This is a genomic window from Streptomyces sp. NPDC018693, from assembly GCF_044391385.1.
In the GTDB taxonomy this organism is placed as follows: Bacteria; Actinomycetota; Actinomycetes; order Streptomycetales; family Streptomycetaceae; genus Streptomyces.
In genome coordinates, this window is sequence record NZ_JBIRZZ010000005.1 from 270,926 (window position 1) to 292,588 (window position 21,663).

Here is a 21,663-nt window from a genome sequence, read left to right on the forward strand (position 1 = left end):
GAGCGCCCCGTCGTCACCTTTGACCCGGTGCGCGGCTCCCTGCTGCGGCTGACCATGACCAGCAGCGCGCCTGGTCAAGCCCGAGGTGCGCTCCTCATCAGCAAGTTGGAGGCACAGCGGGACGTCCGGTCCGTGCGGCAGCAAGTGTCGTACGGACCGTTGACGGCATGTCACCACTCGCACAAGCATGGGCCCCGTCCGTCTCTTGGGAGCGCTCCCAAAAACCGGGGGCACCCCCGCACCTCCCCGAGGAGCCCAGACGTGCAACGACGCAGAACCAGCCTGCTCGCCCTCACCGCCCTGCTGGGCGCCGCGCTCACCGCGCTGCCCGCCCAGCAGGCCGGTGCCGACGAAGTGGAGCAGGTCAGGAACGGCACCTTCGACAGCACCGCCGACCCCTGGTGGACCAGCAATGTCACCGCCGGCCTGTCCGACGGCCGCCTGTGCGCGGACGTGCCCGGCAGCACGGTCAACCGCTGGGACTCCGGGATCGGCCAGAACGACATCACCCTGGCGCAGGGGGAGACCTACCGGTTCTCCTTCCGCGCCTCCGGCCTGCCCGACGGCCATGTGGTGCGCGCGATCGTCGGCCTGGCGGTCGCGCCGTACGACACCTGGCAGGAGGCGAGCCCGGTCCTCGACGAGGCCGGTGACACGTACTCGTACACCTTCACCTCGCCCGTCGACACCACCCAGGCGCAGGTGGCCTTCCAGGTCGGCGGCAGCGCGAACCCGTGGCGGTTCTGCCTGGACGACGTCTCCCTGCTCGGCGGGGTGCCGCCGGAGGTGTACGAGCCCGACACCGGGCCGCGGGTCCGGGTCAACCAGGTCGGCTATCTGCCCGCCGGGCCGAAGAACGCCACCCTCGTCACCGACGCCACCGGCAGGCTGCCCTGGCAGCTGAAGAACGCCCGGGGTACGACCGTCGCCCGCGGCTGGACCGTGCCGCGCGGCGTCGACGTCTCCTCCGCGCAGAACGTCCACTCGATCGACTTCGGCTCCTACCGGGCACGCGGCACCGGCTTCACGCTCGTCGCCAACGGGGAGAGCAGCCACCCCTTCGACCTCGACGCCGCCGCCTACGAACGGCTGCGCCTGGACACGGCGAAGTACTACTACACCCAGCGCAGCGGCACCCCGATCCGCGACGACCTGCGCCCCGGCTACGGCAGGGCGGCCGGCCATGTGGGCGTCGCCCCCAACCAGGGCGACTCCGCCGTGCCCTGCCAGCCCGGCGTGTGCGACTACACCCTCGACGTCACGGGCGGCTGGTACGACGCCGGTGACCACGGCAAGTACGTCGTCAACGGCGGCATCTCCACCTGGGAGCTGCTCAGCACGTACGAACGCGCGCGGCACGCCCGCACCGGGCAGCAGGACAAGCTCGGCGACGGCAGCCTCGCCATCCCGGAGAGCGGCAACAAGGTGCCGGACCTCCTCGACGAGGCCCGGTGGGAGCTGGAGTTCCTGCTGAAGATGCAGGTGCCCGACGGCGAGCCGCTGGCCGGTATGGCGCACCACAAGATCCATGACGAGCAGTGGACCGGGCTGCCGCTGATGCCGGCCGACGACCCGCAGAAGCGCGAACTGCACCCGCCGACCACCGCGGCCACCCTGAACCTGGCCGCGACGGCGGCCCAGGCGGCCCGCCTCTACCGCTCCTACGACAAGCAGTTCGCCGCCGAGGCGCTCACCGCCGCGCGCAAGGCATGGGCGGCCGCCCTCGCCCACCCCGACATCTACGCCGACCCGAACGACGGCACCGGCGGCGGGGCCTACCCCGACGACGACGTGACCGACGAGTTCTACTGGGCGGCGGCCGAGCTGTATCTGACCACGGGCGAGAAGCAGTTCCAGAACCACGTCCTGCGCTCCCCGGTCCACACCGCGGACATCTTCGGGCCGACCGGCTACGACTGGGCCCGGACCGCGGCGGCGGCCCGCCTCGACCTGGCGCTGGTGCCGAGCAAGCTGCCCGGCCGCGACAAGGTGCGCCAGTCCGTGATCAAGGGCGCCGACCGCTACCTGGCCACCTTGAAGGCACACCCGTACGGCATGCCGTACGCCCCGGCCGACAACCTCTACGACTGGGGCTCCGCCCACCAGGTCCTGCACAACGCGGTCGTCATCGCCACCGCCTACGACCTCACCGGCGCCTCGAAGTACCGTGACGGGGCCCTGCAGAGCATGGACTACATCCTCGGCCGCAACGCCCTGAACATTTCCTACGTCACCGGCTACGGCGAGGTGAACGCCCACAACCAGCACGCCCGCTGGTACGCCCACCAACTCGACCCGACCCAGCCGAACCCACCGGCCGGCACCCTCGCCGGCGGCCCCAACTCAAGCATCCAGGACCCCTTCGCCCAGTCCAAACTCCAGGGCTGCGTCGCCCAGTTCTGCTACATCGACGACATCCAGTCCTGGTCGACCAACGAACACACCATCAACTGGAACTCGGCCCTGACCCGGATGGCGTCCTTCGTGGCGGACCAGAGCTGATACTCCGGTGCTCCACCGGTTCTCCCGGCCGCTCATGAGCGGTCAGGGTGTGGAGCCGGGCCTGGTCGAGCGGCTGGTGCACCTCTGTGTACTCGCCGTGCGGCAGTCGCTTGATCAGGCCGGTCTCCCGGCCGTGCTCGACCAGCTCGCGGTCGCGGAGCTGGAGGCCCAGGCAGATGCGGCGGGTGGCGAAGAGGACGACCGCCGGGACGACGAACATACTGATGCGGACCGCCCAGGTCACGGCGTTGATCGAGAGGTTGAGGCGGTACCAGTCCGGCTGCGCGCCGGTGGACACCTGATCGGGACGGTAGGGACCGTACGCCCAGACCGGGTTGATCGTCGCCACGCCCGCGATGAGGGTGAGGACACCGAAGACCAGGAAGAAGAAGCCGCCCGCCTTCGCCAGGTACACCGGCATGAACGGGGCGCCGACCACATTGCGCTCGGTGCGACCGGGCCCGGCGAACTGGGTGTGCTTGTGGTGCACGACCAGCACGATGTGCGCCACCACCAGCGCCGCCATGACCCCGGGGATCACCAGGACGTGCAGCGAGTACAGGCGGGCGACGATGTCGTCGCCGGGGAACTCCCCGCCGAACAGGAACATCGACAGATACGTCCCGACGATCGGCACCGACAGCAGCGCGCCGTCGAGGAAGCGCAGACCGGTCCCCGACAGCAGGTCGTCCGGAAGCGAGTAGCCGAACAGTCCCTCGAACAGGCCGAGGAACAGCAGCGTCCAGCCGAACAGCCAGTTGACCTCCCGCGGCTTGCGGAACGAGCCCGTGAAGAAGTGCCGCATCATGTGCGTGAGCATCCCGGCGACGAAGATCAGCGCCGACCAGTGGTGCAGCTGCCGCATCAGCAGCCCGCCGCGCACCTCGAAGCTGATGTCGAGCGTGGAGGCGTACGCCTCGGACATCCGGACCCCGTTGAGCGGGACATAGCCGCCCTCGTACGTCACCTCGTTCATCGACGGATGGAAGAAGAACGTCAGATAGACACCGGTCAGGATCAGGACGGCGAAGCTGTACAGACAGATCTCGCCGAGCAGGAAGGACCAGTGGTCCGGGAACACCTTGCGCAGATACTTCCTGCCGAAGGTGTGGATGCCGAGCCGGCCGTCGAACCAGTCCGCGACCCGCTCACCCCGCGAGCCATCTCCGTGCCGTTCCGTGGCGCTCACGCCCCCTCGCCCTCCTTCTCACCCGTACACGCGTGTGCCGGTGAGACACCGCAGCGGGCCGGGATGTGACATCGGACGGCCCGCGTGTGACGCACGTCTCGGCCGACTCGGCGTCCCCCTCCGCCGGTACCGTTCTGTCCCATACTTGACCTGCGGATATTTACGCCCGAGTACCCGAGGAGTACCGTGAGGGCATGCCAGCTCTCAACGTGGAGTTCAGCGACCGCGAGCTAGAGGACCTCCGGCAGATCGCCAAGGAGCGCGGTACGTCCATGAAGGCCCTCGTGCGCGAGGCGGCCGCCGCCGACATCGCCCGCCACCGTGCGCTGCAGGAGGGCGCGGAAGCCTTCCGCCAGTTCTTCGCCGGTCACGCCGCCGAGTTCGCGGCCGCGTTCCCCGACGACGAATCGCCCGCCAGGGGCGAGGGGCAGGTCGCCTGACCGATGACACCCGTCATCCACATCGATGTGCCCTGGCTGCTCCAGCGCCACGAAGAGGTGCTCCCCGACCAGCCCACCGTCAACGACTTCTCCGCGCTGGTCGCCGCCGTGGCCCGGCACCGGGTCGACCCACCGCGCCTCGGCGTGGACTCCGACCCGGCCTGGCGCGCCGCCGCACTGCTGCACACCCTCGCCGTGCTCAAGCCCCTGCCGTCGGCCAACGCGCGCTTCGCCTGCGCCACCGCCGTGGCCTACATGTTCGTCAGCGGCGTCGGCATCGACCCGCCCTACGGCGCCCTCGTGGACCTCGCCCGCGATCTGATGTCCGGCAAGGCCGACGTCTACGGGGCGGCCGACCGGCTGCGCTCCTGGCAGATCTGAGACCACCCGCGGCCCGGGGCCTCCCCGGGCCGCCGGCCGAGGGCGGGAGGAGCAGGGCCGGCGGCCGTTTCGCGCGGGAGAGCCGCCGTCCCGCGCGGGGCCTTACGAGGAAAGGCCGGATCCAGTCCACTACGGCGGCCCGGTGGGCCGGGAGCGTGCGCGGCGCACCGGAGTGTGCGGACGTTTCACACGGGGCGCATGCCACCGGTGAACGCGGCGGCGAACGGTCCGTGTTGGCCCGCCCTGTCGACTTTCTTTCAATAAGAGGGATGTCACTCAAGTGCCTTGTTACGCATGAGTTGGTTGTGCAAGGGTGAACCACTCGAGCGGGGGTGACGGCTGGGCCTCCCCACCGCGTCGAAGTAGGTACGTACCAAAGGAATCCGCTCAGTGCCCACCCCCCACCCGCCCCGTCCGCCGTACCCGCCGCCCGGTACGGATCCGGCCGAGTCCGACGAGTCGCTCGCCGCCGGAGTGCGCGGCGGCCCGGACCACGAGGTCGCCCAGTCCACCGCCCTGATCATCGCGCGGCACTGGAAACCGGTCCACGACTACGCGGTGATCTGCCTGGCCTCCTCCGGAAGCGTCGCGGCCATGGTCACGGGGGCCGCCTTCCACCAGGTCTTCGACCGGCTGAAGCTCGGCGAGCCCGGCACCGCCCTGCGCCCCCGGCTGCTGGTGACCGTACGGGACACCGCCCGGCTGTGGTCCGGCACGGAGCGCGTCTCCGGTGCCCTGCCCGTGCTGCGCAAGCCCGCCGGGGCGCGCGGCATGCGGGCGGCCAAGTCCCTGGTCCCCGACCACCGGGTGCTGGCCGAGCGCGCGTACCAGGGCCTGTCCTCCGTGGACCGCTGTGTGCTGTGGCACATCGAGGTCGAGGCCGAACCGGTCCCCGTCGCCGCCCAGCTGCTCGGCGTGGACGCCGAGGCCGCGGCGGCCGCCCTCGACCAGGCCCGGGACAAGCTGCGCGAGGGCATCGTCCGCGCCCACCGCGAACTGGCGCCCAGCAAGGACTGCCGCTTCTACAACCGCCTCCTCGACGTCCCCCTGCGGCGCGGCGGCGACCTGCTGCCCGATGTCCGCGAACACCTGGACGGCTGCCGCTACTGCCGGGCCGCCGCCGAGCAACTCGGCCATTTCGAGGGCGGGCTGGGTCTGCTGCTCGCGGAGGCGGTGCTCGGCTGGGGCGCCCAGCGCTACCTGGAGACCCGCCCCGGCCGCGCCGGTCAGCAGCCCGTGCGGCTGCGCGGCTCCGCCCGGCACCGCGGCGGACGCCCGCGCGGCAGGGGGCGGCGCCTGCTGGACCGTATCCCCGCGCCGGTACGCCGCTCCCCGGGGGCCGGCCGCTCGCCGCGGACGCTGCTCACCGGCGTCGGACTCGCCTCGGCCGGCCTGCTGACCACCCTGCTCGCGGCCGGCATGTGGTCCGACGACGGCGGCGCCGACCCGGCGGCCTCCACCAGTGCCAGCGGCGGCGGTACCGTCCCCGGCACCGACGCCCAGGCCCCGACGGCCGGCACGCCCACGGCCCCCGGCACCGCCGGACTGCCCGGCGTGCCCGCGCAGACCAGGCTGCGCAACGCCGACGCCGACCTCTGCCTCGACATCAGCGGCACGCCCCAGGAGGGCGCCGGGATCGAACTGGCGGTGTGCTCCTCGGACTGGACCCAGCAGTGGACCTACGAGGACGACGGGCAGTTGCGCAGTGTCGCCGAGCCCGGGCTGTGCGTGGACTCGCACGCCGACGCCGGGGTGGTCATCCTCGGGGCGTGCGCCGAGGAGGACACCGCCCGGGCCGCCGACGTCCGCTACGACTTCACGGTGCAGGGCGAGCTGCTGCCCCGCTGGGACGAGGCCCTCGCCCTCGCCCCGGCCGGGCGTGAGGCCGGCGCCGACCTCGTGGTCAAGGTCCGCGACGGCTCCACCGCCCAGCGCTGGCGGACCGACGCGGTGACGGCAAGCCCCGGGTCGCTGTCGATCAGCGGCACCGAGGGACCGACGCCCCAGCCGGCGGAGCTGCCCGACCGGACGGCGTGAGCCGGGCGCGCGCAGACCGACTCACACCGGCGGGTACGGCCGGACGGATCAGGGGTGGAGGGCCGGCTCCCGCAGGATCCGGGCGAGTTCACGCGGCTGCGAGAACATCGGCCAGTGGCCGGTGTCCATCGTCACCAGCTCCCAGCGTTCGCTCTTGAGCAGGTCGGCAGCGGCACCCCACGGCTCCTCGCCGTCGAGCAGACACTTGATGTACGTGCCGGGGAGCTCGCCGAGCTGACGGGTCATGACGGCCGGCTCGGTGAGGGAGGCGCCGGGGTGGGGCGTCAAGCGCTCGGCGACACGGCCGATCTGCTCGTCGGTGAGGCCCTGGCCGGTGAACTCCTCGGGCAGGGGAGGCCAGAAGCCGCCGTTGTCCTCGATCATCTGCCGCACCTGGTCGCTCCACGGGCCCGACAGGAACGCCTCGCCGTCCACCGCCGCGTTCGCGTCCACGTACACCACCCGCCGCAGCCGGTCCCCGATCCGCTCGGCCGCCTGCCCGACCGGCACACCGGAGTAGCTGTGCCCGACCAGGACGACGTCCCGCAGGTCGAGCCGCTCGATCTCGTCGACGATGTCCCGGACATGGGTCTGCTGTCCCGCCGGGACGCCATGTCTCTCGGCGAGCCCGCTCAGCGTCAGGGCACGGACGCCGAGGCCCGCCGCACGCAGCTCGGCCGCCACCTCCTCCCACGCCCACGCGCCCAGCCAAGCACCCGCCACCAGTACGAAGTTGGTCATGCCCGCACGCTAACGCAGGCATCTGACAAGGCCCGCAGCTCACGTGCCGTCGGCGGGACCCGCGTCCGGGCCACGCTCCCGCACCCGGTGCACCTGCTCCAGGGACTCACGCAGTTCGGTGAGCCAGTCGTCGGTGTGGCGCTGGACCAGCCGCACGCACCAGGCGAGCGCGTCGCTGCGGCTGCGGGCCACACCCCCGGCGATCAGTGTGTCGAGGACCTGGCGCTCGGGCTGCCGCAGCCGGGTCATCACCGGCGCGGCCACATGTGTGAACAGGGCGCGCTCCCCGTCGCAGACCACGCCCCAGGACACCTTCCGGCGGAACCGGTGCTCCGCCTCCCGTGCCACGGACATCCTGGTCTCCCGGGTGCGCTCCCGGAACTCCAGGATCCGGGACTCGATCGCGGCCCGGCGCTCGGCGGCCGGGGCCCCCTCGGCGAGCCGGGGCGGGGGGATGCGGCCGATCACGGTGATCTCCTCGCGGTCGACCGTCAGGTCGGTGAGCTCCTCGAAGAGGTCGTCGGGCAGGCGGCCGGTGAACCAGCCGCGCAGTTTCTCGCGTTGCTCGTTCGTAAGCATGTAATGACCATTACTCCGCTGGTCCATGAACGCAAGGGGTCGCGGAGGGTTCGGTCGAGGGCGGAAGCTGAATGTTTCAGGACGATTAACGAAGCTATGGAAATCGGCCATGTGGCCGATCCGGGGAACCGGGAGGCGCCTGGTTCCGGCGTTCGGACAACCGGAGCGTGTCACTTCCCGCCACTGATTCAATACGCAAGGTTACTGAAACTCGTGGGGTCGATGTGAGTTTCCGTCGCGGACTCGGCAGACTCGCGGTCGCCGCCGTCCGGCACCCACAGGGCCGGGCCGGCACACCCTCGTTATTCAGCGGAAGGATGCACACAATGCGGAACACCGCGCGCTGGGCGGCGACCCTCGCCCTCACGGCCACCGCCGTCTGCGCTCCCCTCGCCGGGAGCGCCTCCGCCGCCCCCGCCTCGCTCTACGCGCCGTCCGCCCTGGTGCTGACCATGGGCCACGGCGAGAGCGCGGCCCTGGCGACCCCGTCCCGCGCCGTCACCCTCAGCTGCGCCCCGGCTCCCTCCGGGACGCATCCGGCGCCCGCCGCGGCCTGCGCCGAACTGCGCGCCACCGGTGGTGACCTGGACGCCCTCGCGGAACCGGGGGCCGCCATCTGCACCAAGGAGTACGCGCCCGTGGTCGTGACCGTCGACGGTGTCTGGCAGGGCACCCGGGTCTCGTACGAGCGCACCTTCTCCAACGAGTGCGTGATGAACGCGAGCCGCAGCAGCGTCTTCGCGTTCTAGAGACCGGGATCGCGCGGTCCCCGTGCATGCCGCGAGAGGCTCGCAGATGGGGAGTGCGAGCTCTGACACGGGACCGCTGCGATCTCGTTACCCAGGGGCCGGCAGGGCGGAGTGGGGCCGCCCACCGGCCCCTGGGGTTGTACGGAGACCCGCCGGATCGCCGCCGCCCGCGTGGCGACGCGACACCGGGGTACTCCGAGTCGGATGAAGGCACTTGTGGTGAACTGCACGCTTAAGACATCGCCGGAGTTCTCCAACACCGAGGCGCTCGCCCGGGTCGTGGTCGAGCAGCTGGAGAAGGACGGCGTGGAGATCGAGGTGGTGCGGGCCGTCGACCTGGACATCGCGCCCGGGGTGGTCAGCGAGGCCGTGCGGGACGGTGACATGTGGCCGCTCGTCCACGACAAGCTGCTGGCCAGCGACATCCTCGTCATGGCGTCGCCGACCTGGCTCGGCCGGCCGTCCTCCGTGGCCCAGAGGGTGCTGGAGCGGATGGACGCGATGCTGTCCGAGACCGACGACCAGGGCCGACCCGTCGCCTACAACCGGGTCGCCGGCGTGGTCGTCACCGGCAACGAGGACGGCGCGCACCACGTCATCAGCGAGATCTCCGGAGCGCTCGCCGACCTCGGCTACACCGTCCCCGGCCAGGCATGGACGTACTGGCACCTGGGACCCGGGCCGGGACCGGACTACCGCGAGGACGAGCGTGGCCACGACTGGTCCCACCGCACGGGCCGGGCCATGGCCGCCAACCTGCACGGCGTGGCCCGGGCCCTGGCGGAGCGGCCGCTGGGGGCGCCCCCCGGATGACCGCCCCGGGTGGGGTCAGCGGCTCGCGATGCGCAGCGGCACCGGCTCCCTCGGCGGGGGCTCGTCGGTCGGCCGGGAGACCTCCGCCCACCAGGACGGGCCGTCCTCGATATGGCGCAGCAGGACCCCCTCCCGGATCGCCCACGGGCAGATCGTGACGCGCTTCAGCCCGGTCAGCTTCATCGCCGTGTGCCCGATCACCGCACCGGCCAGACTCTGCGCGGCACGCGGCGCGGAGATGCCGGGCAGCGCGGCGCGTTCCGCGGCCGTCAGGGCGGACAACCGGTCGATCGCGGCGCGCAGGTCCCGGCGGCACAGGGTGCGCTCCACGAACGGGCCGTGCCGGCCGGGCGCCGATCCGCACAGTCGGCTCAGCTGCTGGAAGGTGCGGGAGGTGGCCACCGCCGTGCGCGGCCCCTCCCAGCGGATCCGGGCCGCCGCGTCCCGCAGTTCGTGCCGCAGCTTGCGCCGCAGCGCCCGGACCCGCGCCGGCTCGGGCAGCTCCTCGCCGAGCAGGAACTCATGGGTGAGCCGGCCCGCGCCGAGCGGCAGCGAGGCCACGAAGTCGGGCAACCGGCCCCGCCCGAAGGCCACTTCGAAGGAGCCGCCGCCGATGTCGAACAGGGCGAGCGGGCCCGACCGCCAGCCCATCCACCGCCGGGCCCCGAGGAAGGTCAGCTCGGCCTCCACCTCGCCCGGCAGGGTGCACAGCGCCACATCGGTCCGCGCGCGGACGGCGCTCAGCACCTCCTCGCGGTTGGGCGCGCCGCGCACCACGGCGGTCGCGAAGGCCAGCGGAGGCCCGGCCGTGCCCCACCGCGCCGCGGTACGGTCCGCCGCCGCGACCGCGTCGACCAGCAGCTCCACGGCCTCCTCGGGAATGGGCTCGCCCGGCCTGACCAGTTCGGACAGGCGCAGGCGCCACTTGGCCGTGTGCACCGGCAGGGGAACTCCGCCCGCCGCGTCCGCCACCACCAGCCGTACCGTGTTCGATCCGACGTCCACCACACCGATTCTCATAGGGAGGCGAGTACCCGGGCGGCCCCCTTCCTGCCCCTCCCGGCGGCGACGCCCGGTCACTCCCGCGGCAGCAACTCCCCGACCAGCAGCTCCCGCGACCACTCCCGGTAGGTGCCCGCAGGTGGCGGACGGGCGGGAAGGCGAGCGCGCAGAGGGTGTCGGCGGCCCGGTCGGCGCCCGGACCGGGGCGCGGGACGCCGCGCCGGTGCAGGGCCGTGGCCGGCGACAGACGCGCGGCGCACGTGTCCCGCGCCCCGGCGTCGGCGGCCGCCGCCTCCAGCGCGGCCACGATCAGAGATCGCCCGCGCGGTCCAGCAGGTCGGCGCACTGACCGACGGCGGGCGCGACGGCCCGCTCCGGGTCCGGCTCCGCTCCAGGGTGTGTCCGAACAGGGCGCCTTGGTGGGGAACGCGTCGTACAGCGTGTGCTCGCGGGACTGCGGCGACACGGTCCGGTCACAAGAGGAGGGCGGGGGTGCCGTGCCGCAGCTCGCCGGAGTCCGCGAGTTCCCGGACGCCGACGGCGTGGTGCGCGGCGCCCCGGCTACGCCAGCTGCCGCCGCACCAGTTCGTGCAGCCGCCCGCCGGTGTCCGCGAGGAGCTGGGCCGGCGGCCCCTGCTGGGCCACCTTGCCGTTCTCCATGACGACGACCCGGTCGGCGTCCAGCACCGTCGACAGACGGTGCGCGATGACGACCCGGGTGGCGTTGAGCTTGCGGGTCGACTCGATGACGACGCGCTGGGTCTCGTTGTCGAGGGCGCTGGTGGCCTCGTCGAAGAAGAGGATGCGCGGGCGGCGGATCAGCGCCTGGGCGATCATCAGCCGCTGGCGCTGGCCGCCGGAGACCGAGCCGCTGCCGGAGACGATGGTGTGCAGGCCCATCGGCATCCGCCTGATGTCCTCGGCGAGCCCCGCCAGTTCGGCCGCCGCCATCACCTCCTCCGGCGTGTACGACTCGGTGCCGCAGATGACGTCCATCAGCGAACCGGTGAACGGCTGCGCGTGCTGGAGCACCACCCCGCACTGCCGGCGCACCGCCGACCGGTCCAGGGCCGCCAGGTCCTGCCCGTCGTACAGCACACTGCCCGAGACCGGCCTGTCGAAGCCGATCAGCAGCCGCAGCAGCGTGGACTTGCCGCAGCCGCTCGGCCCGACGATCGCCACGAACTCGCCCGGCCGCGCCTCGAAGGACACGTCGTCCAGGACCAGCGGCCCGTCGTCGGAGTAGCGGAACGACAGCCGCCGCGCCTCGACCGCGCCCGACAGTGGCCCCGGCCCGGTGCTCGCCGACCGCACCTCCGGCGTCGCCTCCAGCACCGGCCGGATCTCCTCGTACAGCGGCAGCGCCGCCACCGCCGACACGAACGCGCCGGTCAGCGACGTCACCGAGGTCAGCAGCATGGTCACCGACGTGTTGAAGGTGAGGAACTCCGCCGCCGACAGCGTCCCGCGCGCCGGACCGGCCAGCAGCATGAACATCAGCAGCGAGCACAGCGGCAGATACACCGCGCCCATCACCGCGTTCAGGTTCCTGATGCGCCCCAGCCGCTGCTGCAGCTCACGGCTGCGCGCGAACTCCGACGCCCAGGCCGCGTAGGCGTAGTTCTCGGCCGCCGCCACCCGCAGCTTGGGCAGCCCACGCAGGGTCTGGAACGCCTGGTTGTTCAGCCTGTTGGTGAGCCGGACCAGCCGCCGCTGCCAGCGCACCTGCCACAGCCCGAGCCCCAGGAACACCGCCGCGATGACCACGAGCATGCCGATCGCCGCCAGGGCCATCGGCACGCTGTACCACAGCAGCAGGCCCAGGTTCATTGCGCCGATGGTGAGCGACTGCGCCACCGACGGCCCGAGGCCCGCCATCAGCCGGCGGATCGCGCTGATGCCCATGGCCGCGCTGGCCAGTTCACCCGTCGACCGCTGGGCGAAGAACGCGGTGGGCAGCCGCAACAGCCGGTCCCAGACGGCCGGTTGGAGCGTCGCCTCGATACGGCCCTCCAGCCGCAGGATGGTCAGGTTCTGCAGCAGCATGAACGCCGCCGCGACCACACTGCTGACCATCACGGCCAGACAGACCTGCACGATCAGCCCCGCCTGCGCCTTCGGGACGTACTCGCCGAGCACCTTGCCCGTGGCGATCGGCACCAGCGCCCCGATCGCCACCGTCACCAGCCCGCTCAGCAGCAGGTTCGCCAGATCGCTGCCGGTGCCGCGCATCACGAACCGCAGCAGCCGAAGTGGGCTCAACTGCCGGTCGGGCAGCGGCCGGTAGAACATCACCGCACGCGGCTCGAACTCCTCCGCGTTGGCCTTCTCCACCGGGGTCTCACGGCCCGTCGCGGGATGCACGGCGACATATCCGCCGCGCCGCCACAGCAGGGCGACCGGCGCGCCCGACAGCGCCCGGTGACCGACCAGCGGGCCCACGTTCTCCCGCCACCAGCGGCCGTCCAGCCGGACGGCGCGGGTGCGCACCCGCGAGGCGAGGGCGATCCGCTCGACCGGATCGAGACGGTCGCCGCCCGCGCCCATGCGCGTCGGCTCGGCGAGGGCGATCCCGGCCGCCCGGGCGACCAGCCGGCACGCCGCGTATGTCGCGTCGGCGTCGGCGGCCGTCGTGCGCTGCGCCGAGGACCTGCCGATCGACGCCAGCAGGGTCCGGTCGGCCTGGGCGCGGACCGCCTCACCGGCCTTGATCCCGGCGGCCGTACGCGTCTCGTGCGTCCGCTCCAGCTGCTCGATCCAGCGGTCCAGGGTGGTCAGCAGCCGATACTGCTGGTCCACCATGATCTGCCACACCGCGGGGTCCATCAGCAGATCGGCGGCGGCCTCGGCACCGTACAGCGAGCCGTACTGGACGCTCCCCGGCGGCACCTGCATCCAGAACACGTCGTCATCTGTGACCTCGGCCGGGCGTTCGCTCGCCATCGGTGCCTGAAGGAGGACGGACAGTCCACGGCCGACGCCCAGCGCGAGGGCGTACTCCAGCGGGCTCGACGTCGGCGGCACGTACTGGGGGTTGCCGTACTCGTCGTACGCCCAGCTCTGCGTCTGCGCGGGCTGGTACAGCTCCCGCAGGCCGATGCGGTGCACCACGCAGTCCCGCAACGGGCGGGCGACCAGCGTGTGCTGGGGCCCTGCGACCGGGCCCAGCAGCAGTGAACCCGCCTCCAGACGGCCCAAGTGGTGCCAGTGGCCCTGCTGTTCGGCGTCCACAGCGAACAGATCGAGCGCGCCCGATGCCACCAGCCAGAGCGTCTGCGGGCCCTCCAGGTCGAGCCGGGTGAAGCCCGCGCAGTCGATCCGTGCGCCCATCTGCCCGAGCGCCGAGAGGACCAGGTCGCCTTCGTGTACGGCCGTCATCTCACCGCTCCCTGACCAGCGCCGCGTACGCGCCGCCGCGCGCCACCAGCTCCTGGTGCCGGCCGCGTTCCACGATCGTGCCGTGCCGGAGTACGACGATCTCGTCGCTGTCGCGCACGGTGCTCAGCCGGTGGGCGATCACCACACAGGCACAGCCGCGCCGGCGCAGATTGTCCATGACCACCTGCTCGGTCTCCGCGTCCAGCGCGCTGGTCACCTCGTCGAGCACCAGGATGCTCGGCCGGCGCACCAACGCCCGGGCGATCTCCAGGCGTTGACGCTGCCCGCCGGAGAAGTTGCGGCCGTCCTGCTCCACCTTGCTGTGGATGCCGCCCGGACGGCGCATCACCACCTCGTACAGAGCGGCGTCCCGCAGCGCCTCGACCACCGCGTCGTCCGGGATCGACGGATCCCACAGCGCCACGTTGTCGCGGACGGTGCCCTCGAAGAGGAACACCTCCTGGTCGACGAAGGACACCGAGGCGGCCAGCGCCCCGCGCGGAATGTCCTCGAGCCGCTGCCCGTCGATACGGATCACGCCCTCCCACGGCGTGTAGAGCCCCGCAATGAGCCTGGACACCGTCGACTTGCCGCTGCCCGAGCCGCCGACCAGCGCCACCTGCTGCCCCGGGCCCACCGTCAGGTCGAAGCCGGACAGCAGCGGCTTGTCCAGCGGGCTGTGGCCGAAGGTGATGTTCTCCAGCTCCACATGCCCGTGCAGTCGCCGTGTCGAGTCGGCGCCGCCGGGGCGGTCGTAGAGCGGGTCGGCCCGGAAGTTCTCCACGTCCTTCAGCCGGGCCACGTCCGCCGCGAAGTCCTGGATCCGGCCCGCCACACCGTTGAGCCGGGTCAGCGGAGCGGTGAACCGGGCTACCAGCGCCTGGAAGGCGACCAGCAGACCCACCGAGACATGGCCCTCGATCGCCCGCATCCCGCCGATCCACAGGATCAGCGCGCTGTTCAGCGTCGCCAGCGTCGGCGCCACCACACCCAGCCAGGCGCTCGGCACCCCGAGCCGCTGCTGCTCCTCCAGGGTGGTGGCGTGCTGTCCGGCCCACTTGCGGAAGTAGCCGTCCTCACCGCCGGTCGCCTTCATCGTCTCGATCAACTGCAGCCCGGTGTACGCCGTGTTGGTCAGCCGTGCGTTGTCCGCGCGCAGCTTCGCCGTCCGCGTCGCGCGCAGCCGTACGACGACCCGCATCGCCACGATGTTCAGCAGCGCCACGCCGATGCCGACGAAGGTGAGCTGCGGATCGTAGGTGTAGAGGAGCAGCGCGTAGAGGACGACCACCACCGCGTCCACGCCCGCCGAGGCCAGATCGCGGGCCAGGGTCTCGGCCACCGCGTCGTTGGACTGCAGGCGCTGCACCAGGTCGGCCGGGCTGCGCTGGGCGAAGAACGTCACCGGCAGCCGCAGCAGGTGGCGCAGGAAGCGGGCGCTGGAGAGCGTGGAGGAGATGATGCGGCCGTGGTGGAGGTTGGCCTGCTGGAGCCAGGTCAGGGCGAGCGTGAGCAGCACACAGGCGGCCATGGACATGAACAGCACGTCCAGCAGCGAGGTCTGGCCCCCGATCAGGAACATGTCGATGTACGTACGGCTGAGCGCGGGGAGCGCCGCGCCCACCAGCACCAGCAGCAGACTCGCCAGCACGGCGGCCGGCAGGGTCCCCGCGGTGCCGCGCAGCCGGCCCGGCAGCGCGCCCAGGACACCCGGCCGGCGCCCGCCCCGCTGGAATCCCTCGCCGGGCTCCATCACCAGCACCACACCGGTGAAGCTGCCGTCGAAGTCCTCCATCGGCACGAAACGGCGGCCCCTGCCGGGGTCGTTGACGAACACCCCGCGCCGGCCGAGGCGGCGGCCCATGCCGTCGTGGACGACGTAGTGGTTGAACTCCCAGAAGAGGATCGCGGGCGCCTTCACCTCGGCGAGTGCTGCCAGGTCCATCTGCATGCCCTTGGCCGTCAGGCCGTAACCACGCGCTGCCTTCAGCAGGTTGCTCGCCCGCGAGCCGTCCCGGGAGACGCCGCAGGCGATCCGCAGCTCCTCCAGCGGGACATGCCGGCCGTAGTGGCCGAGGACCATGGCGAGGGAGGCGGCGCCGCACTCCACGGCCTCCATCTGCAGCACCGTCGGCGTGCGCACGGCCCTGCCGCGGCGCTTGGGTACCGTGCGCCGGGTCGGGGCCGCGCGGCGACGGCCCCGGGTCTGCTGGGCGGTCGTCACGGGAGCAGCCAATCGACGGGACGCTGATCGGCCAGCCGGATGGAGCCCGTGGCCATGGTCATGGAGGTGAGGCGGTACGGCGGGCCGTCCTGGGAGGACCACCGGTAGCCGCTCTCCGTCGACTCCGAGGTGTCCAGGCGGACCAGCACGGCGACCGGCCGGCCCTTCCTCGTGAACTGCTCGCCGAGCCGGCCGTCACCGAGGAACGCGGCGATCTGCTGCGCCGACCGGGCCGTGCGGTCCACCGACTTCACATGGCCGCGCAGCACCCCGTACCGCTGCGACGGCACCGTCTGCACCGTCAGGTCGACGGCCGCGTTCTCCGGGATCGAGGCCGCGCTCTCCGCGGGCACGTACACGGTCGCGTACAGCGGCTCGTCGGCGTCGGCGACCTTCTCCACGGCCGCCACATCGGTGCCGGTGGAGATGATCTGCCCGATCGTCGCGGCGAGCGCGGTGATCCGGCCCGCGGCGACCGTGCGAACGGTGGTCTCGCCCTGGCTCGTACGGACCTTCAGCACGGGGGCGTCGGCCGGCAGCCGCTCGCCCTCCTTCGCCAGCACGGCCGTGACCTGGCCGGCGGCGGGGCTCTGCAGGATGTAGCTGCCCTGGCCGTGGGTGAGGACGGCGGGCGCGCTCACCGTGGCGGTCACCGAGCCGGTGACCGCCCACACGGACGCGGCCGCCAGCGCGATGACGGTCACGGACAGCACCAGCCGGCCCCGCGGACGGGCGAGGCGCACCGGCAGGTCGAGTTCCTCCGGCGACTGGAGCTTGGCGAGGGCCTGTTGGCGGAACTGCATGGGGCCTCCGCACCGACGAGCCCCGGAGCCGGGAGGCGGCTCCGGGACTCACGGTGACGCGGGTGCGGTCAGAGACCGGCGACCAGGTTGGTGACCGGGGCCGTGCTCAGGCCGGTGACACCCTCGACGGTGCCGACGGCCGTGTCGACCAGGCCGGAGACCGGGGCGACGCCGTCCACCATGCCGGTGACGGTGCTGAGGGCGTTCAGGTGCAGACCGCCGGAGACGTTGTCGAGGTCGGCGTCGGAGATCTCGACGGTCTCGACCCGGGGGGTGGAGTTCATGAGGAACTTCCCTTCCTACGGAGCTTTCACAAGGGGGAGCGCGGGTGCCTGGCCGGCCCCCGCGGTGCGATGGATGAAAGCAGGTCCGCCGCCCCCGCTGCCAATCAACCACCCTTCCCACCAGGGAACTTGAGGCACACGGCCGCCACACGGTGACGGGGTGCGCACGCCCTTGCGGCGACTTCTTCACACCGCGGGGCGCATACGCTCCGATGAGCGTGGGGCGCTGTCGCGGCGAATCCGGCACTCCCGCCGCAAAGCCGTGGGCGGCGCCCGGGAGTTATGGAGGACTCCCGGGCGCGGTGACCTCGTTGGGCAATCGATGTGCAGATTCTCTGAACCGGGGATTCCGCTCTCCGGCCGGCACGGAACGTCAGGGGTCGATCACCGACCGTCTCAGCCCAGGAGCGCGTAGACCGTGCTCGCTTTCGCCGCGAGCTCCCCGGTCCGCTCGGCGGTCATCGTGAGGTCGGCGAACGCCATCCGCCGGCCCAGCTTGGTGAGCACCGCTTCGATCAGGACATCCGAATCGGTCACCGCGCGCTGGAACGAGGTCGACTGCTGCACCGTCGTCATCGGCCCGTAGGCCCCGCGCGCCGCCGACACCGCGATCACCGTGGCGGTGTCCGCGGCCGCCATCAGCGCCTGCCCCGACAGGCCCCCGCCCTCCCGCGCCAACGCCTCCGACCAGGGCAGACGCAGCACCGCGCGGTCGGCTCCCAGGGACTCGACGCTGAGCCCGAGAGCGAGTACCCAGGGCGCGAAGTTGTCGGAAAGGATCTTGTCGGCTTCGGTGGTCGTCATCGTCATATGGGCGATTGTTCCCCGCCGCCCGGCGACGGACGCGCCCCGTGGCCGAATCAGGGGCGCGCGCCGCCCACCCGAAACCGGAATTGAACACACCGCGCGCCCCCTGCGTACCAACGGCCAACCAGGCGCCGCTGTACGGAGCTGTCGAACGGCAGCACGAGACCCCGTCCCCCAGGAGGTCGTGAAGGTGAGTCACAAGCGAATGCCGAAGCGCAAGGCCGTGATAGCGGCGGGCGGCGTTGCGGCGCTCGGAGCCGCGGCGCTGCTGCTGCCGAACGCCAACGCCTCGCAGGACGGCGACAGCCCGGCGGCCGCGCCGAAGACGCTGAAGGCGGCCGACGCCTCGGACCTCGCCGCGCAGCTGGAGCGACTGCTCGGTGACGCCTTCGCCGGTTCGTACTACGACAGCGGCAGCCGGCAGCTCGTGGTCAACGTCACCGACGTCGACGGCGACCGGAACAACGTGATCGTCCAGGCCGAGAAGGCCGGCGCCAAGATCCGCGAGGTCGACAACAGCACCGCCGAACTCGGGGCGGCCGCGCAGACACTGAAGGCGCGGGCCACCATCCCCGGCACCGCGTGGGCCGTCGACCCCAGGACGAACCAGATCCTCGTCACCGCCGACAGCACGGTCACCGGCGGCAAGTGGGACCGGCTGGAGTCCACCGTGCAGAGCCTCGGCTCCGGCATGGCGACCATCAGGAAGTCCGCGGGCACCTTCAAGACCTTCGCCTCCGGAGGCGACGCCATCTTCGGCGGCGGCTCCCGCTGCTCCCTCGGCTTCAACGTCACCGCCGGCGACGGCTCCCCGGCCTTCCTGACGGCCGGTCACTGCGGCGTCGCGGTCGAGCAGTGGTCCGACTCCGCGAACGGAGCGCCGATCGGCACCGTCGACCAGGCCACCTTCCCCGGCGACGGCGACTTCGCCCTGGTGAAGTACGACGACCCCAACACCCAGGCACCCAGCGACGTCAACATCGGCAACCAGTCCGTACCGATCCTCCAGGCCGCCGAGGCGACCGTCGGCCAGCAGGTCTTCCGGATGGGCAGCACCACCGGCCTCGCCAACGGCCAGGTGCTCGGCCTCGACGCCACCGTCAACTACCCCGAGGGCACCGTCACCGGCCTCATCCAGACCAACGTCTGCGCCGAACCCGGCGACAGCGGCGGCTCCCTGTTCACCCAGGACGGCCTCGCCATCGGCCTCACCTCCGGAGGCAGCGGCAACTGCACGATCGGCGGCGAGACCTTCTTCCAGCCCGTCACCACCGCCCTGGCCGCGGTCGGCGCGACCCTCGGCGACACGGGCGCCGGAGCCGGCGACCAGGCGGGCGGCGAGGAGGCCGGCGGCGGCAACGGCAACGGCAACGGCCAGGGCGTAGGCAACGGCCAGGGCGTAGGCAACGGCCAGGTGGGTGCCGACGAACAGCGGGGCACGGGCAACGGCCGCAAGCAGCAGGACAACTCGGAGCCGAGCCGTACGAACTGACCTGCGGCCCGCGTAGCAGCGGCACCTCAGAGCACCGGCGACTGGTCCGGCCCTCGGCGGAGGGCCGGACCACCGCGCCGTCACCCCGCCGTGCCGCCCTGTGCCCGCAGCAACAGCAACGCCACGTCGTCCAACCGCTCCTCCGCCACCGCGAACTGCCCCACCAGCCGATCCGCTACCTCCTCCAGCGGCCGGTCCCCGTCCGCCCCCAGCCGCCGTCCGAGCTCACCCACCGCGTCCTCGATGTCGACACCCGGCGTCTCGATCAGCCCGTCCGTGTACAGGGCGAGCAGACAACCGGGCGGCAGCTCGACCTCCGTGGTCGGGTACGTCACCGTGCCGTCGATGCCCAGCAGCGGCCCACCCGCGAGGTCCAGCACCCGCACCCGCCCGTCGGGCCGGCGCAGCAGCGGCGGCGGATGCCCGGCCCGCGCCATCACCGCGCACCCGCGCTCCGGGTCGAGCCGCAGATACAGACAGCTGGCGAACAGATCGGAACCCAGGTCGATCAGCAGCCGATTGGTGCTGCGCATGACCTCCCCGGGCTCCTGGCCGACGGCCGTGTACGCCCGCACGGCGGTGCGCAGCTGACCCATCAGCCCGGCCGCGGTCACGTTGTGCCCCTGTACGTCCCCGATCACCGCGGCCGCCAGCGGGGACGACGGCACCAGGTCGTAGAAGTCACCGCCGATGTCCATGCCCCGGGTGGCCGGCAGATAGCGGGCCGTCGCCTCGAAGCCGGGCAGCCTCGGCAGCGAGTGCGGCAGCAGCGCCTGCTGCAACCCGTGCGCCAGCCGGTGCTTGGCGTCGTAGAGCAGCGCCCGGTCCACGGCCTGGGCGACCAGCCCGGCCAGACTCGTCAGCACCGCCCGCTCGTGCGTGGAGAAGGACCGCGGCTCGGCGTACGCCAGCACACACGCGCCCACCGGGCGGCCCGACGCGATCAGCGGCAGATACGCCCAGGCCGCGAAGCCGTCCGGCATCGCCCGCCACCCCGGGTACAGCCGCTCCAGCTGCTCCCGGGAGGTGAAGAACGCCGGCACCCCGCTGATCACGGCCTGGGTGCCCGGTGCGCGCGCGCTCAGCGGCGCCCCGTCGAACCGCTCCACGGCCTTCGGGTCGGGATAGCCGTGGTGCCCCAGCACATGCAGCCGCCCCGCCTGCGCCCCGAGCAGCGCCAGCGCCTGGCTTCCCACCGCCGGGGCGATCTGGTCCGCGACCAGCCGCACCACGTCCTCGACGCCCACCGTCTCGGTCAGCGCGCCCGCGATGGTCAGCGCCTGGGAGATCGTCACCAGCGGGTGCGGTTCCGGGGCGGGACCGGGAGTCCTGGGCCAGTTCCCGGCCACCGAGTGGGCCCGCCCGATACGGACGCTCAGCCCGCTCGTGTTCGGGTACAACCGGAACGACAGCCACTCCGCTGGCGGGCGCAGCGCCACGAACGAGGTCGGCTGCTGGCTGACCAGAGCGGCCTGGTAGCGCTCCTCGTACACCGGATCGTCGAGCCAGGCCACCGAGTCCCACAGCTGGGTGCCCAGCAGCCCGCCGACCGGCAGACCGAGCAGATCGCCCGCGGCCTGGTTGGCGAACACGACCCGCCCGTGCAGATCGAGCGAGCACAGCCCGTACGGCAGCCGGGCGACCATCCGGGCCGCCTCGACCGTGCCGAAGGCGTCCGCGGCATCGGTCACCGCGACCGGCACATCCACCTCGGCGCGCACCGGACGGTTCTCCGCCGCCGCCTCTTCCAGCCGCAGCGCGAGCCGGTCGCAGCCCGACGTCAGCTCCCGCCGCTCCCGCTCCGACAGCTCCGGCGGATGCATGCCCGGCCAGGTCACGAACACCGCCCCGTACACCCGGGTCCCGGTCGCCACCGGCAGCGCCGCCAGCGCGAAGGGATACGGCAGGACCATCGCGATCCGCGGATACCTGCGGGCCATCTCCTCCTCGCCGCCGACCCACACCAGCCGCCGTTCGCGCGCCGCGTCGGCGACCGGGACCGGAGCGCTCAGCCCGACCCGGTGCCAGGGCGCCGAGAACGCCCGTGGCAGCCCGGCCGTCACGGCCATCTCCAGCACCGGCTCGTCGGCGGCCAGCAGGTACACCGCGCCGGAGTGCGCGCCGACCGCCTCCGTCATCGAGGTCAGCGCCGGCGCCAGCAGCGGCGCGTCGGCGGGCGCGCCGACGGCGGCCAGTGCCTGCCCCGCGGTCTGCCCGTCGGACACTCCGACCACCTCCTCGC

17 protein-coding genes are annotated in these 21,663 nt (G+C 72.5%); 7 read left to right on the top strand and 10 right to left on the bottom strand.

Annotated features, from left to right (window positions below; genetic code table 11):
• Positions 1-261: 261 nt before the first annotated feature.
• Positions 262-2,502 carry a glycoside hydrolase family 9 protein gene (locus ACH5AC_RS16320; RefSeq protein ID WP_398862473.1) on the top strand — a complete coding sequence of 747 codons (2,241 nt, stop codon included), beginning with the start codon at positions 262-264 and terminating at the stop codon, positions 2,500-2,502.
• Here the strand turns inward: ACH5AC_RS16320 and ACH5AC_RS16325 are convergent.
• Entirely contained in the window at positions 2,447-3,691 is a 1,245-nt protein-coding gene (locus ACH5AC_RS16325; RefSeq protein ID WP_398862474.1) for a cytochrome bc complex cytochrome b subunit, read from the bottom strand. The two genes, ACH5AC_RS16320 and ACH5AC_RS16325, sit on opposite strands and share 56 nt — an antisense overlap.
• A gap of 194 nt (positions 3,692-3,885) precedes the next feature.
• Between ACH5AC_RS16325 and ACH5AC_RS16330 the strand changes: the two genes are divergently transcribed.
• The 3 genes from ACH5AC_RS16330 to ACH5AC_RS16340 all read left to right on the top strand — a co-directional run bounded on the left by ACH5AC_RS16330 (position 3,886) and on the right by ACH5AC_RS16340 (position 6,549).
• On the top strand, positions 3,886-4,131 hold the full coding sequence (locus ACH5AC_RS16330; RefSeq protein ID WP_398862475.1) for a hypothetical protein: 246 nt from the start codon (positions 3,886-3,888) through the stop codon (positions 4,129-4,131).
• Positions 4,132-4,134: 3 nt separating this feature from the next.
• A complete protein-coding gene (locus ACH5AC_RS16335) occupies positions 4,135-4,512 on the top strand; it encodes a toxin Doc (protein WP_067232917.1) in 378 nt (125 codons plus the stop codon).
• 390 nt (positions 4,513-4,902) lie between these two features.
• The gene (locus tag ACH5AC_RS16340; RefSeq protein ID WP_398862476.1) at positions 4,903-6,549 is read left to right on the top strand and encodes an RICIN domain-containing protein; all 1,647 of its coding nucleotides are present in this window, start codon (positions 4,903-4,905) and stop codon (positions 6,547-6,549) included.
• Between the two features lie 48 nt (positions 6,550-6,597).
• Here the strand turns inward: ACH5AC_RS16340 and ACH5AC_RS16345 are convergent, their stop codons facing one another.
• Both ACH5AC_RS16345 and ACH5AC_RS16350 read right to left on the bottom strand, forming a co-directional pair.
• The gene (locus ACH5AC_RS16345) at positions 6,598-7,290 is read right to left on the bottom strand and encodes an alpha/beta fold hydrolase (RefSeq protein ID WP_398862477.1); all 693 of its coding nucleotides are present in this window, start codon (positions 7,288-7,290) and stop codon (positions 6,598-6,600) included.
• A 39-nt stretch (positions 7,291-7,329) separates the two neighbouring features.
• Entirely contained in the window at positions 7,330-7,869 is a 540-nt protein-coding gene (locus ACH5AC_RS16350) for a hypothetical protein (RefSeq protein ID WP_398862478.1), read from the bottom strand.
• Positions 7,870-8,195: 326 nt separating this feature from the next.
• Between ACH5AC_RS16350 and ACH5AC_RS16355 the strand changes: the two genes are divergently transcribed.
• Positions 8,196-8,618, top strand: a complete 423-nt coding sequence (locus ACH5AC_RS16355; protein WP_398862479.1) for a subtilase-type protease inhibitor — start codon at positions 8,196-8,198, stop codon at positions 8,616-8,618.
• A 204-nt stretch (positions 8,619-8,822) separates the two neighbouring features.
• The gene (locus ACH5AC_RS16360; RefSeq protein ID WP_398862480.1) at positions 8,823-9,431 is read left to right on the top strand and encodes a flavodoxin family protein; all 609 of its coding nucleotides are present in this window, start codon (positions 8,823-8,825) and stop codon (positions 9,429-9,431) included.
• A 15-nt stretch (positions 9,432-9,446) separates the two neighbouring features.
• Here ACH5AC_RS16360 and ACH5AC_RS16365 read toward each other — a convergent pair whose 3' ends face one another.
• From ACH5AC_RS16365 to ACH5AC_RS16390, 6 genes are all read right to left on the bottom strand, one after another.
• Positions 9,447-10,451: a Ppx/GppA family phosphatase gene (locus tag ACH5AC_RS16365; protein ID WP_398862481.1), complete on the bottom strand. Its 1,005-nt coding sequence runs from the start codon at positions 10,449-10,451 to the stop codon at positions 9,447-9,449.
• A 543-nt stretch (positions 10,452-10,994) separates the two neighbouring features.
• Positions 10,995-13,811: an NHLP bacteriocin export ABC transporter permease/ATPase subunit gene (locus ACH5AC_RS16370; RefSeq protein ID WP_398862482.1), complete on the bottom strand. Its 2,817-nt coding sequence runs from the start codon at positions 13,809-13,811 to the stop codon at positions 10,995-10,997.
• Between the two features lies 1 nt (position 13,812).
• Entirely contained in the window at positions 13,813-16,035 is a 2,223-nt protein-coding gene (locus tag ACH5AC_RS16375) for an NHLP family bacteriocin export ABC transporter peptidase/permease/ATPase subunit (protein WP_398862483.1), read from the bottom strand.
• Positions 16,032-16,838: an HlyD family efflux transporter periplasmic adaptor subunit gene (locus ACH5AC_RS16380; RefSeq protein WP_398862485.1), complete on the bottom strand. Its 807-nt coding sequence runs from the start codon at positions 16,836-16,838 to the stop codon at positions 16,032-16,034. Before ACH5AC_RS16380 ends, ACH5AC_RS16375 begins: the two co-directional genes overlap by 4 nt.
• 68 nt (positions 16,839-16,906) lie before the next feature.
• Positions 16,907-17,122 carry a type A2 lantipeptide gene (locus tag ACH5AC_RS16385; RefSeq protein ID WP_398862486.1) on the bottom strand — a complete coding sequence of 72 codons (216 nt, stop codon included), beginning with the start codon at positions 17,120-17,122 and terminating at the stop codon, positions 16,907-16,909.
• Positions 17,123-17,518: 396 nt separating this feature from the next.
• Positions 17,519-17,932, bottom strand: coding sequence for a PaaI family thioesterase (locus ACH5AC_RS16390; protein WP_398862487.1), 414 nt, complete (start codon positions 17,930-17,932; stop codon positions 17,519-17,521).
• A gap of 187 nt (positions 17,933-18,119) precedes the next feature.
• Here ACH5AC_RS16390 and ACH5AC_RS16395 point away from each other — a divergent pair, with 187 nt between their 5' ends.
• Positions 18,120-19,421: a S1 family peptidase gene (locus ACH5AC_RS16395; protein ID WP_398862488.1), complete on the top strand. Its 1,302-nt coding sequence runs from the start codon at positions 18,120-18,122 to the stop codon at positions 19,419-19,421.
• Positions 19,422-19,501: 80 nt separating this feature from the next.
• On the opposite strand, the gene ACH5AC_RS16400 is transcribed toward ACH5AC_RS16395, so the two are convergent.
• The gene (locus ACH5AC_RS16400) at positions 19,502-21,655 is read right to left on the bottom strand and encodes a PP2C family protein-serine/threonine phosphatase (protein ID WP_398862489.1); all 2,154 of its coding nucleotides are present in this window, start codon (positions 21,653-21,655) and stop codon (positions 19,502-19,504) included.
• Between the last annotated feature and the right edge of the window lie 8 nt (positions 21,656-21,663).